The following is a 13,483-nucleotide window of genomic DNA, read 5'->3' as shown; positions in this document are numbered from 1 at the left end:
TCGGCGGCTCCCCGGCTGCCGGCAGCTCCTCACCGGCAGCGGTGTGCTGCGGCGGCGGGGGCAGGGCGCTCCGCCGGCCGCGGGGCGCCGAGCAGCCGCTCGACGACGTCGGCCGGGCGCTCGGAGGCGAGGGCGAGCACGGCCCCGAGGAGGAGGGAGACGACGGTCGACCAGAACACCGTCCGGTTGCCGAAGTAGCCGGCCGCGCCGACGAACGTGCCGGGGGTGAAGGCCAGGAGGCTCCACGTGGCCTGCACGCACATCGCGAACGCGGCCACGGCGACCGCGAGCCCGAGCACCGCGGCCGAGCCGCCGAGCTGCGTCGCCGCCCGCACGATCGCCCAGCCCCAGATCACCCCGCTCACCGTGCAGGCGACGGTCCTGCCCAGGCCGCCGACCCCGCCGCCCGCGGCGTAGACCCCCCGCGGCGTAGAAGCACGCCCGGGCGGCGAACCCGACCCAGACGACGAACGGGGCCTGCCAGGACTCGAGGGCGGTCACGCTGCCGGCGAACCAGGTGAACACACCGGCGCGGGCGCCGATCGAGATGCCGAGGGCGAGCAGTCGCTTCATGGGAGGTCCTTCGAGGTCCGGCCGGGGTCACGGGCACGAGCGGACCCGGCCTCCCCGTGACATCCCGGCCGGGTGGCACGACCAACGTCACGTCGGCCCGACGCGAGGGACCGCCGCGGGCGGTGCGAACCTGGCGGGCGTATCGATCTCGTCCGACGGGTTCCGGGGCGGCTCCCGTCAGCCCCCCGTGCGGCGCTCCCTCGGCAACCAGGCGAACGGGTCCGCCGTCCCGGGCACGTACCCGAGGGCCACCCAGCCGCCGTAGCCGGCACCGGCCAACCGGTGCACGAGGGGTTCGACGCCGAGCCGCCCGGTACCCCGGTGCGCCGCGGCCAGGTGCGTCGGCGACCTGGACGTGCGCGGCCCGGGGACCGTGGACGGCGACCACCCGGTCGAGGTCCTCGCCGTTGACCGCGAGGTGGTACAGGTCCAGCAGCAGGCCGGGCCCGGGTGCGCCGGTCTCCGCAGCCACCCGGTCGGCGACGGCGAGCGCGTCCTCGGCGGTGCGCAGCGGGTACCGCGGTGCCGCGTTGAGCGGTTCGAGGAGCACGGTGCCCCCGATCCGCGCTGCCGCCCGGGTGGCCAGGGTCAGGTGCTCGACGGCGAGCGCGTCCTGGACGGCGGGGTCGGTGTCGCCGGCCCGGTTGCCGTACAGCGCGTTGAACAGCCGCACACCCAGCCGCTCGCCGATGCCGACGGTGGCCGCGACGGCGTCCCGCCACTCGACCTCGCGGCCCGGGACCGACAGCAGCCCCCGATCGCCGTCGGCCATCGCCCCGGCGGGGAAGTTGAGCGCGACGAGCCGCACCCCGGCGTCCTCGACCGCGCGCACGAACCCCTCGACCTCCCGGTCGCCGGGGGTGGCGGAGTCGAACGGCCACCAGGACTCGACCGCCGTGAAGCCCGCCTCGCGGGCGGCGTGCGGCCGGCGCTCCCGGGGCAGGTCACCGAAGAGGATCGAGGTGTTGACCGCCCAGCGCACCGGTGGGCCTCAGCCGCGACCGAGGTAGGGCATGCCGGTCGCGACCATCGTGGTGAAGGGGACGCTGACCTCCAGCGGCAGCCGTGCCATCTGCACCACCGTCGCGGCCACGTGCGCCGGGTCGAAGGTGGGCTCGGGACGGATCGAGCCGTCGGCCTGGCGGGCCCCGGCCGCGATCCCGGCGGTCATCTCGGTGGCCGCGTTGCCGATGTCGATCTGCCCGCAGGTGATCCGGTGGCCGCGGCCGTCGAGCGCGATAGCCCTGGTCAGCCCGGTGACGGCGTGCTTGGTGGCGGTGTAGGCGACGCTGGCCGGCCGCGGCACCTGCGCCGAGACGGAGCCGTTGTTGACGACCCGCCCACCGGGTGGGTCCTGCGCCTTCATCAGCCGGACGGCGGCGCGGGAGCAGAGGAAGACGCCGGTGAGGTTGACCTCCACGGTGGCCCGCCAGTCGGCGAGCGGGATCTCGTCCACCTCGCCGGCCGGACCGAAGGTGCCGGCGTTGTTGACCAGGAGGTCGAGCCGGCCCCAGGCGCCGCGGACGGCGGTGAAGGCCGCGTCGACGTGCTGCTCGTCGGCGACGTCCGTGGGAAGGACCAGCGCCGCGGGGGCGCCGTCCGCGGTCTCCTCCAGCGCGGCGGGGGTGCGCCCGAGCAGGGCCACGGCCCAGCCGTCGTCCAGCAGCGCCCGGGCGATGGCGCGGCCGAGGCCGGAACCGGCGCCGGTCACCACCGCGGTGCGCGTGCCGGCGGCCACGGCGGCGCGGGGATCCGGCGGCGGAGGAGAGCCCACGGGGTCATCGTCGTCCACGGCGGCCGCGCTCGCGGGGCGGATCGCGGTCGGGCGGGTCAGTCAGCGGACCTGAGCCTCGCCCGCGCCACGGCGTCCGGCACCAGCTCCCGGCCGTACTGCTCGGCATCGGCGAAGAAGGTGGTCGCCAGGGCAGCCTCCGGATCCGGTTGGTCGCGGAGCTTCCACGCCGCCCACGCGAGCCAGGCCACGTGCGCCGACCGCACCCAGTCGGAGCAGTCGACGCCGTCGCACGGCTGCACCCGGCACTCGACGAGCCGCCGCTGCTCGTCCGGTTGCTCCGCGAGCGGGATGACGCGGGTGTCGGCCGCGACGAGGGCGTGGCGGAGCGGGTTGCGGGTACGCGCGTTCGGCACGTGGCCCGTCTCCTCGTCCAGCAGCACGTCGCCGATGTCACCGACGACCCGGATCGCGCCGGACGCCCACCCCTCGTGGACGCTGACCAGCAGCGAGTCCCGCGTCTCGGGGCGTGTCGGCATGTCCATGCCCCGCTGGCGCAGGAGGCGGAGGGCGGCCGGTACCTCCTGGTCGGCGGGAAGCGGAGCCGCGGTGGCAGGGGAGTCCTGCAGGTTCTCCCGCGCCCGGTCGCGCAGGGACACCTGCAGGTCCGTGTCGCCCGCCGACACGACGACCGTGTCCGACATCGCCTCGAGCAGTCCCCCAAAGCTCTGGTAGCCGTAGTTGCGCTCGTCGAAGGACGGGTCGAGGGCCAGCATCTTCGTCTTCAGCCAGGCGGCGACCACCACCTCGGTCGTGGACTCGGCCAGCGCGGCCACCAGCAGCGGACGAACCCGCTCGATGTCGAACTCGGCGGCGACGGCCGACCGCGCACGAGGGTCGACGGCCGCCACCAGCGTGGCCCAGTACTTGTACTCCGAGCACACGGCCACGAGGCGGCGACTGGCAGAGGCCTCGGTGCCCACCCCGACGACCGTCTTGCCGAACTCGCGGAGCTTCTGCACCAGGGGCGAGTAGTCGCCGTCGCCGGCGACGAGCATGAACACCTCGACGTCGGGGTGGACCATCAGGGTCTCCATGGCGTCGACCGCCATGCGGATGTCCGCCGCGTTCTTCTGCTGCACCCCGAAGCGCTTGACCTGGACGAGGTCGACGCCGTTGAGTCCGAGGTCCTCCTGGTACCGGCCGAACTGGGGCTTCGACCAGTCGGCGTAGGCCCGGCGCACCGCCGCGTTGCCGTAGTCGCGGCAGAGCAGCTCCAGCGCCTTGTACGGCACCGGGTTGGTGCGCCCGGGCAGCGTCTCCTCGGCGCCGAGCACGAGGTTCTCGAAGTCGATGAACAACGCGATCTGCGCCATGTGACCTCCTTGAGCCCGACGCTCGCGACCGGACCATCCCCGTGGTCGACCGGCTCCCCCGTGGTGCCGGTCGTGCCGTCCGGATCCTGTCACCGGACGATGACGATCCGTTCCGATCCGTCTCGGCGTGGCGGCCGCGCCGGAGGGGCTGCTCGCGACGGGGCGGGGCTTCCGGCCCTGTCGACGCCACGGGCACCGCTGCCAGGGTGCGCGTGCCGAGGGCAGGGAGCCCCGCGCGCGGAGGAGGCACCATGGCGATCACCGAGGCCGGCCGGCCGGGACCGGTGCGCGACGAGGCCCTGGTGGCACTCGCCGCCGATCTGCGCGGGGCACTGCTGCGCCCGCACGACGACGGCTACGACGCGGCGCGGCGGGTGTGGAACGGCGACGTCGACCGTCGTCCGGCGGCGATCGCCCGCTGCCTCGACGTCGCCGACGTCCAGCGCGCCGTCGGCTTCGCCCGGGACGAGGGGCTGCTGCTCTCCGTGCGCGGCGGCGGGCACAGCGCTCCCGGCTACGGCACCAACGACGGCGGCCTGGTGATCGACCTGTCGCTCCTCAAGGCGGTCACGGTCGACCCCGACACGCGCAGCGTGCAGGTCGGCGGTGGCGTCCTGTGGCGCGAGCTGGACGAGGAGACGCAGCGCGCCGGCCTGGCCACCACCGGGGGCACGGTGTCCAACACCGGGGTCGCCGGGCTGACCCTCGGTGGCGGCCTGGGTTGGCTCATGGGCAAGCACGGCCTGGCGGTCGACAACCTGCTGTCGGCCGAGGTGGTCACCGCCGACGGCGAGCTGCGTACGGTCGACGCGGACCGCGAGCCCGACCTGTTCTGGGCGTTGCGCGGCGGAGGCGGCAACTTCGGGGTCGTCCCGTCGCTGCGCTTCCGCCTGCACCCGGTCCCCGAGGTGCTCGGCGGCATGGTCGTGCACCCGCTCGACCGGGCCGGTGACGTGCTCCGCTTCTACGGCGACTTCTGCGCCACGCTGCCCGACGAGGCCGAGGCCTACTGCGCGCTGCTCACGGATCCGCAGGCCGGCGTCCCCGTGATCGCCCTGCTGCTCGGCTACAACGGCCCGCTGGACGAGGGGGAACGGGTGCTGCGGCCGGCCCGGGAGTTCGGCTCCCCGCTGGCCGACCTCGTGGCGCCCATGCCCTACGTGGCACGCCAGTCGATGCTCGACCAGCCCAACGCCGTCAACGGGCTGCACCGCTACTGGCGCTCGGCGTTCACCGAGCAGCTGGACGACGGCCTGATCGACGCCGTCACCGCGGCCGCCGCCGGCTTCACCTCCCCGCTGAGCGCGGTCATCTTCTTCCACGTGCACGGTGCAGCCACCCGCGTCCCCCCGGAGGACACCGCGTTCGCGGCCCGCCGTGTGCAGTGGGACGTCGACGTGATCGCCCAGTGGACCGAGGCCGGGGAGTCCGAGCGGCACACGGACTGGCTGCGCTCGAGCTGGGCGGCTGCGGAGCCGCACATGAAGGGCAGCGCCTACGTCAACCACCTGGCCACCGACGACCCACCCGAGAAGGTGCGGGCCTCCTTCGGCGCGAACCTCGACCGGCTCCGCCTGCTGAAGGCCCGCTACGACCCGGGGAACCTCTTCCGGCTGAACCCGAACATCACACCGGTGGCGCCCCCGCCCCGCCGGTCCTCCACCTGAGCCGGTCCGTCCGCCGAGGGAGCCGCGGAGGAGCCGTCCCGCCGACACGGCCCGAGCCGGCGTGTCCCTGGGGAGACGAGCCGGTGTGAGCTCCGACGTCCGAGGCCGGCAGCCGCGCCGGCACCTCGAGGCCGCTGCATGTCCCCGTCGGGCGCAGGCCGGGCCCCCGACCCCCGCCCGGCGGGGTGCTGAGCATCCAGCGGGCGCGCGGGCTCCTCGACGCGCGAAGGGGCGGTCCCGGGGAGCCGGGACCGCCCCCTGCGGAGCGCTGCTACCTCAGTAGGTCGTGCAGGTGAGGTAGTCGAAGCCCACCTGCGCGGCCTCGAAGGGGTCGAACGTCGGGTCGCCCCGGCGCGGGTCGTGCTCGACGACGAAGTAGCGGGTGCTGCCGCCGGCGGCCGCGAAGATCGACGGGAAGTCGATGTCGCCGCGGCCCACGATCTCGATCCGCCGGTCCAGGTCCTCGTTGAGGTCCTTGACGTGGAACAGCTGGATCCGGTCGCCGTACTCCTCGATCACGTCGAGCGGCTCGAGCCCCGCGAAGGAGACCCAGTACAGGTCGAGCTGCGAGACGACGTTCTTCGCCTGGGTGTGCTGCATCAGGATGTCGAAGGCGGTGCGGTCGCCGAAGACGGTCGTGAACTCGAAGTCGTGGTTGTGGATCATCAGCGTCTGGCCGGCCTTGCGCGCCTGCTCGCCGACGGCGTCCAGGTACTCGGCGTAGGCCACCCAGTCGGCCTCGGTCGGCAGCGGTTGGGCCCACGGAGCCCCGGCGCTGCTGCCGGAACCGAAGTACTTGATGCCGAGAACGCGGTTCTCCTCGAGGATCTGCTCGATGTCCGCGGGGGCGCTGTGCGTGCCGACGCCGACGTGCCGGGCCGACGCCTCGAGGCCGTACTCGTCCAGGAGGGCCGCGTACTCCTCGGCGGTCCAGCCGCTGAGGGTGTACGGCTCGACGTTGCGGTAGCCCATCTCGGCGAGGCGGCGCAGGACGTCCTCGTGGCGCGCCTGCGCGCCGGCGCCGCTGCCGATGTAACCGGCGAAGGTGTACAGCTGGATGGAGATCTTGCTGAGCGGCACGCCGCGGCCGGCGCAGTCGGAGGCCTGCTGGCCCTGGGCGGGCGGGGCGGCGCTCGCCGTGCCGGCGAGGCCGACGAACAGCAGCGCCGACAGGACGGCGACGAACACGGCCCGCAGGCTGGTCGTCAACTTCATGGAACCCCCTCGGATCGTCACATGGGTGCACGTCATCGCCGCAGGTGCGGTCGCCCTCTGTCTCAGGACTGTTGCGCTGCGTTGACTCTGTGCTGTGGCCCACAACGTAGTGGGACTTACGCCCGACGCAAAGCGAAAGTTCGCGCAGGGTCGGGCGGAAGACGGCTGGCACGCGGGTCGCAGAGCCGCTCGTCCACGGCGGTGGTCGGGCGTTCGGGGCACCTGAGACCCGCCGGCAGGCGCGGGCATCGGACCGACAGGCAGGCGCGTCGATCCAGCGAGGACGACGCAGCGCCCGTGGTCCCCCTGCCGCGGTCCGTACGCCCTGTCGCCGGGACGACAGCCGTCGACGAGCACGCGCGCAGCCCTACCTGCTCCCGTCCTCGGGAGCACCGGCGGACTTCACCACCCAGCCGGTGAGCAGGCCGGCCGCGGCGGCTGCGACAGCCGCCATCGCGGAGCGGAGCAGACGGTGCCTGGATCTCGTGGCGGCCTCCCGGGCGGCGATCGTCCCGGTCCCCACCCGCTGGCTCGATCCGCTCGACGGCCCCGTCCGCGAACACGACCGGTCCTCGACGCAGGAAGCGGAGAACGGCGACCAGGGGGCGCGAAACGGGGACCGAGGCCGCCTGCCCGAGGGGACTGGCAGGCTGGTCGACGGGCACGCCCGCCGGCCGGGGGTCTGCCCGTCGCGAGGCGTCGGTGATGGCCGCCGAGAACCGGACACCTGCCGATGACGATCTCGGTGGCACCCCGGGCCGCTTCGTCCACGTCTGATGGTCCGTTGACGTCATGGTGACGCGCGCGCACCTAACGTGAGCCGCCCATTCCCGACCGTGCACCGGCCTCGTCCTGGCCCTGCCTGACTCCACGGCGTTCCCTCACGGGGCGAACCGGCCCTCGACGGGACCACGGCGTCACGCGAGCACGCGTCAGGACCGTGCGAGTGCCACGAGGAGCTCGGGATGAGAGTCGGTGCCTCCGGGGCGACAGCCCAGCGAATCCGCCGGTTCAGGGTCGTCGCGCTGCAGGTGCCGATCTTCTTCAACTCTGACGGGGACCACGACCACAACGGCCTGATCTTCGCGCTCGAGCGGAACAAGGCAGAGCTCGAGACGCTGAAGGACCCTGCGGCTGTCGGGTACGGCAAGCCGCACCCGCTCGTCCGGCCGCTCGTCCTGCGCGCGCGGGCCGGCGACACCGTGGAGATCCACTTCCGGAACCACGTGCGGGGCAGGCGTGTCGGCATCCACCTGATCGCCGACGGTTACGACGTCCGCCAGTCCGACGGTGCCCACGTGGGCATCAACCCATCGAGCCTCGCTGCACCCCCGGGGACGACCGGCGACAGCCGGACCTACGTCTGGCACTGCCGGCACGAGGGGGTGTTCCCCTTCCACGACGCGGGCGACCTGTCCGGCGGCGAGGACGGCACGAACGTGCACGGGCTGTTCGGAGCACTGGTCGTGGAGCCACCGGAGGCGACCTGGACCGATCCGGTCGACGGCACCCGGCTCGACGGCCCGCACCCGGACGGCTTCGCGCAGGGCGACGGGTTGTGCATGGACGTGCACCCGCGGGGGACCGCCAAGGCCCCCGCGGCGCCCTTCCGCACACCGCCGCCGATGTACCCGTCACCGAAGGCGTCCTTCCGCGAGTTCGCGGTGTTCTTCCACGACGAGGCCGAGTACATGCCGGCGCACGAGACCCCCGAGCCCAACCCCTGTCCCGCCCGCGGTGGCCACGGTGGCAGGCGCGACGGGTGCTGCTGTGGAGGGTGCGGTGGGGGCGGCCGTCCCGGCGGTCATGACCTGCACGGCGGCGACCTGCACCATCCCGGCGACCACCATCACCACCGGCACCACGCCTCGCAGGGGGCCTGCGGTCGCCACGGCTCCGGACCCCATGACGACGGCAGCTGCCGGCGGGTGGACCACCGGAGCCGCGGACCCGGCCCCGATCACACCGGTGGCCACGGGCACGGGGGCAGCGAGCACGAGGGCGAGCTGCCGATCATGACGATCAGCTATCGCGCCGAGCCGATGATCAACCGCGAGCGGAAGCTCTGGCGGATGATCCGCGAGGGCAGCCTGCTCGAGCCGGTCATCGGCGAGGAACAGCACCACAGCTCGTGGTTGTTCGGGGAGCCGGCCACCCCTGTGCTGTGTGCCTACGTCGGAGACCCGATCCGCATCCGCTTCGTGCACGCCGCCGTCAAGGAGACGCACGTCTTCCACCAGCACGTCTACCAGTGGCACGCCGACCCCGGGAACCGGAACTCGCCGATCGTCGACTCGATCACCGTCGGGCCGCAGACCGGGCACACCATCGAGTACCTGTACGGGGCCGGTAGCGCGCAGGGCGCGGTCGGTGATGCGATCTTCCACTGCCACCTGTATCCGCACTTCCACGAGGGCATGTGGGGGATCACCCGGACCTTCGACCGCCTCCAGACCGGCAGGGCGCTGAGCAACCCGATCGAGGCCAAGACGTATCCGGACGGCTCACCCCTCCTGGCGCTGCAGCCGCTGCCCGACCGTGAACCACCGCCGAGCCCCACTCCGGCCCGGCCCGGCTATCCCTTCTTCATCCCCGGTCAGGTGGGCCAGAAGAGCCCCATCCCGCCGTGGCCGGCGGCTCTGGGCGCGATGCCGCCGGAGCTCGACTACCGGCCTCCCGGGCTGGTGACGCCGTTGGAGGCCGGTCACCTCAACTCCGACCCCCAGCCGGGGGCACTGTTCAACCTCTTCCCGTTCGACCGCGACGGGAAGGGCCAGAAGCGGGAGGTCCAGAGCCGGGCCATCGACGTCATCGCCGCTCCCGTCGTCTACAACAGCGACGGCTGGCACGACCCGCACGGTCACCTCTTCGTCCTCGCGGAGGACGCGGAACGGGTCCTACGCGGAGGCGAGCAGCGCCCGCTCGTGGTGCGCGGCCACCGCGACACCGTCGTCCAGACGACGTTGCACAACCGGCTCCCCGCCACGATCCCCGGGACGGCGTTCGACCTGCCGTTCCCGCCGTGCGACTTCTTCCCCACACCGCTGGCCGAGTGCGGGCTGCACGTGCACCTGGTGAAGTTCGACCCGCTGGTCAGTGACGGCGCCAGCGTCGGCTGGAACTACCTGAGCGGGCCGCGCACCGGCAAGGAGATGGTCTACCGCTGGCACGTGGACGAGGAGTTCGGGACGGTCTTCTTCCACGACCACCTGTTCGCGAACTACCGGCAGAAGCACGGCCTCTTCGGCGCCTTCATCGCCGAACCCCCGAACGCGGAGTTCCTGGATCCGCGCGACCTCTCCCGGGGGATCGCCTCCGGTGTCGAGGCTGTCATCAAGGTGCCCCGGTCCTGGGGCTGCACCACCTACTTCCGGGAGTTCGCCGTCGCCGTCGCCGACTTCGTCCCGTTGTTCGACGGGCACGGTGACCCGCTCAACCCGCCCGAGCAGGCCGGCGGCCACAGCGACCAGGGCGTGATGGCCGTCAACTACCGCTGCGAGCCGATCGTCGAACGCGGCGGGGACCCGGCGTTCTGGTTCCTCTCCCGCCACCACCAGTACGAGGTCAGCGATCCGGACCGGGTGACGCCGCGCCGCACCGCCGACGTGCGCCACGGTGACCCCGACACCGACGTCTTCGAGGCGCACGCCGGGGACCCGGTGCGCATCCGGCTCTTCCAGGGCTCGCACGAGGAACAGCACAGCTTCCAGGTCCACGGCATGCGCTGGCGGCAGTACGCGAACGACGTTCCGCTGCCCGGATCGGACCGGCTGGACGTGACGCCGCCGATCAGCGCCTGGCGCAACCAGCAGACGGTCGGGATCTCCGAGGCGTTCACCTTCGCCCTCGACCAGCGCTACAGCCGCGGGGACCACCTGTGGAAGTTCAGCGCCGCGGACGACCTGTGGCTGGGCTGCTGGGGGCTGGTGCGGGTCCTCGAGCGTGGCGACGACCGGCTCCCGGCGCTGCCGCTGGGGAAGACCGAGGAAGCGCTCGCCGCCGCGGCCGGGACGCCGCCGGAGCCGCCCACCAAGCCCACCGACATGTGGCGTTACCACGTGGTGGCCCGGTACCGGCCGGTGGTCTACCGGGAGCGCGACCTGATCGACCCCCGTGGCGTCGTGTACGAGTTGAGCGCCTACGCCCCGAAGGGCCAGGCGGTTCCGACGGTCGTCCCGCAGCCCTCGTCCGCGGTCCTGCACCCAGACCACCGACCGGTCGAGCCGCTGGTCATCCGTTGCAGGCAGGGGGACTGGGTGCAGGTCACGCTCGAGAACCGCCTGCCGAATGACCTGGCACCTGAGCCCTTCGCTCCTCAGGTGCCGGTGGAGGACTGCGGTCGGCGGGTGTCCAGTCGGGTCTCGATGCACGCCGACCTGCTCCGGTACGACGTGCGGACCAGCGATGGTGCCAACGTGGGTGACAACCCCGTCCAGAGCGCGGAGCCCGGGGCGGCGGCCAACACCGTCACCTACAGCTGGCACGCCGACGAGGACGTCGGGGTCGCGCTCCTGCAGGACATGGCCGACTTCCGCAACCACCGCCACCACGGCGCGGTCGGCGCTCTCGTCGTCGAGCCGAAGGGCGCCCAGGCCACGACGTGGCACCGGCCCCGCGCCACGATCACCGTTCCCGGCGCCACCAAGGGCACGGCCTCCCGCACGTACGAGGAGTTCGTCCTGATCCTCCAGGACGGGCTACGCCTCTTCTTCCACGGCAACGAGTCGTTCCCCGTGCCGGACGTGCCTGACCTGCAGGACGACCCCCGCGGCGACACCCCGGACGTGGAGGACCAAGGCCAGAAGGGCTTCAACTACCGCAGCGAGCCCACCGGACGCCCGTGGTGGCTCGACCTCGACGAACCCGCCACACCGTTGATCTCCGTGCCACCGGAGTCCTGGGTGTGGTTCCGGCTGGTCGGGGGCGCCGACAAGCCGCGGAACCACAGCTTCACCATCCACGGCCACACGTGGGTCACCAACCACATCAGCGAGGCCGGGCGACGCGTCGGCGCGGTCTCCGGGGTCACCAGCGGTTGGGCTGAGACGTTCCATTTCCAGGCGGCCCGACTCCCCGTCGGCGCCCAACGGGCCGACTATGCCTACCGGTCCGGGGTGCTCAAGTGGGACGTCGTGCAGGGGCTGTGGGGGATCATGCGGGTGGAGCCGCCCGGTTGGACGCTGCCGGGAGCAGCTGCTCCCGTGCTTCCCGTCGCGCATCGCCCGTGGAGAGACCTCGTCCGGGAACTGATGCTTCGGGCGATCGGGAGAGGACGTGGCCGGCGCTGACCAGTCGGGCGCTCGTGTTCGGGGGAGCGAGCGGTGAACGAGGGCCTCCACCTGGCCGTACGAGGCCGCCGCGTCCGATCGATCCATGCCCGGCGAGATGGAGACAGGGGTCTCCGGAAGGGCGGACAGGTGCTCCGGACAACCTCCAGCGCTCCTCCCCAGGGCTAGTGCCCTGACCACGAACGTTCGCCGGGATGGTGAATAGCAGTGGTGTGATCAAGCCGCGGTGCGCTGCCGAGGTTGGCCCCAGCGCCGGTGGTGCTCGCTGCGGATGCGGGCGCGTTCGCGGCGTTGGGCGGCGAGTACGTCAGGGTGGCGGGCGTGGGCGTTGCGCCAGCGCAGGTGCGCGTGCAGGGCGCGGGTGAGGACGACGTGGTTGGGGTGGTCGGAGCCGGCGATCACGAAGGAGCGCAGCGAGCCGAAGTTCGGCTCGATCGGGTCGGCCCAGGAGGCGTAGGTCGGGGTGAAGTCCAGCTCGACGGCGTGCCGGGCGGCCCAGGCGCGGATCTTGGGGCCCTTGTGCGCCGACGGGTTGTCCAGGATCACGTAGATCGGGTCGGCGTCGGGGCGGGTGGCGCGGATCGAGCGCAGCGCCGCGAGGGTGTTCGCCGCGGATTTGTGGTGGCGGACCACGCCCCACAGCCGGTCCTCGCCGATCGAGTAGCAGCCGTGGAAGTACCGCACCCCGGCGGTCTTGTGGAAGTTGGCCGGCAGCCGGGCCGGTCGCCCCTGGGGCGCCCAGCCGGCCCCGGGGTGTGGCTGGATGGTCAGCGGGCCGAACTCGTCGAAGGCGAAGGTTCGGTCCGGGTACCGCTCGAGAACCTCCTCGATGCGGGCCAGCTTGGCCTCCCGGTCCGGGTCCGGGGACTCCTTCCAGGTCTTGGTCCGCTGGAAGGTGATCTCGTGGGCGGCCAGCAGCCGGCGAGCTCGCTCCCGGCCGATGCGTACGATCCGGCGCGGGTTGCCGGCCAGGTAGCCGACCAGCTCGCGCAGGCTCCAGTGGGTGAACGGCTGGGCGAGCTTGGCCGGGCGGGTGGTGGCCGTCTCGATGAGGTAGGCCTCGTCCTCAGCGCTGATCCGGCGGGGACGGCCACCCGCCCAGCGAGGGTCCAGCGCCCTCATTCCGAGCTCGTTGAACCGGTGGATCACCTCCCGGACGGTGTCCTCGTCGGCGGCGATCAGCCGGGCGATCGCCGGCACGGTGTTGCCGCTGGCCGAGGCCAGCACCACCATCGCCCGCCGGTAGCGGATCACGCTCTTGGTCGCCTTCGGCTCCCCGCGGCGCACGATCCGCAGCAGCCGCTGACCTTCCTCATCCGAGAGGCGCCGTGCCTTCACGCGTTCGGCCATGCTCCAGCATCGACCCACCGGCAAGGTTGTGGTCACGGCACTAGCAGAACCGCTCCCTGGGTTGGATCCTCATGCCCAGCTTGGAAGGCGAGGTTTCCTTGCGCCCCTTCCGGCTGGTCAAAGCCCCATTTGCCTTTGACCGTGCCTTCAGCGTGCCTTCACCGACGGAGGTGGCCAGCCGGGAGTAGTCATCGACGAGTGAGTGAGGACTTCCAGCGTGCCTACCGCCGGTACCGGCCGATGGTCGAACGCAGCGTCGCCTGGCTGACCCGCGGCGATCGG

Annotated in this window: 8 protein-coding genes; 2 read left to right on the top strand and 6 right to left on the bottom strand. The window is 72.7% G+C overall.

Annotated features, from left to right (window positions below):
• Nucleotides 1–29 precede the first annotated feature (29 nt).
• The 4 genes from ACI8AC_RS02540 to ACI8AC_RS02525 are packed head-to-tail and all read right to left on the bottom strand — an operon-like array spanning nt 30 to nt 3,681.
• Nucleotides 30–365, bottom strand: coding sequence for a DUF1097 domain-containing protein (locus ACI8AC_RS02540; protein WP_456894862.1), 336 nt, complete (start codon nt 363–365; stop codon nt 30–32).
• Nucleotides 362–1,555, bottom strand: a complete 1,194-nt coding sequence (locus ACI8AC_RS02535; RefSeq protein WP_456894860.1) for a hydroxypyruvate isomerase family protein — start codon at nt 1,553–1,555, stop codon at nt 362–364. The genes ACI8AC_RS02540 and ACI8AC_RS02535 overlap by 4 nt, the downstream gene beginning before the upstream one ends.
• A 9-nt stretch (nt 1,556–1,564) precedes the next feature.
• Complete coding sequence (locus ACI8AC_RS02530) at nt 1,565–2,347, bottom strand: SDR family oxidoreductase (RefSeq protein ID WP_456894858.1); 783 nt, start codon at nt 2,345–2,347, stop codon at nt 1,565–1,567.
• Between the two features lie 56 nt (nt 2,348–2,403).
• Nucleotides 2,404–3,681: an NYN domain-containing protein gene (locus tag ACI8AC_RS02525; RefSeq protein WP_456894856.1), complete on the bottom strand. Its 1,278-nt coding sequence runs from the start codon at nt 3,679–3,681 to the stop codon at nt 2,404–2,406.
• Between the two features lie 251 nt (nt 3,682–3,932).
• On the opposite strand from ACI8AC_RS02525, the gene ACI8AC_RS02520 reads away from it, so the two are divergent.
• On the top strand, nt 3,933–5,348 hold the full coding sequence (locus tag ACI8AC_RS02520) for an FAD-binding oxidoreductase (protein ID WP_456894854.1): 1,416 nt from the start codon (nt 3,933–3,935) through the stop codon (nt 5,346–5,348).
• Nucleotides 5,349–5,624: 276 nt separating this feature from the next.
• Here the strand turns inward: ACI8AC_RS02520 and ACI8AC_RS02515 are convergent, their stop codons facing one another.
• Nucleotides 5,625–6,563, bottom strand: a complete 939-nt coding sequence (locus ACI8AC_RS02515) for a sugar phosphate isomerase/epimerase family protein (protein ID WP_456894852.1) — start codon at nt 6,561–6,563, stop codon at nt 5,625–5,627.
• A 965-nt stretch (nt 6,564–7,528) separates the two neighbouring features.
• Between ACI8AC_RS02515 and ACI8AC_RS02510 the strand changes: the two genes are divergently transcribed.
• Nucleotides 7,529–11,851 (top strand): multicopper oxidase domain-containing protein, encoded by a 4,323-nt coding sequence (locus ACI8AC_RS02510; RefSeq protein WP_456894850.1) that lies wholly within the window; start codon nt 7,529–7,531, stop codon nt 11,849–11,851.
• Nucleotides 11,852–12,067: 216 nt separating this feature from the next.
• Here ACI8AC_RS02510 and ACI8AC_RS02505 read toward each other — a convergent pair whose 3' ends face one another.
• Entirely contained in the window at nt 12,068–13,189 is a 1,122-nt protein-coding gene (locus ACI8AC_RS02505; RefSeq protein WP_456894848.1) for an IS630 family transposase, read from the bottom strand.
• Nucleotides 13,190–13,483 lie beyond the last annotated feature (294 nt).

It is taken from the genome of Geodermatophilus sp. SYSU D00758, assembly GCF_054049955.1.
The sequence above is the reverse complement of the archived record's forward strand: the minus strand, read 5'-3'. Positions and strand labels throughout refer to the sequence as shown.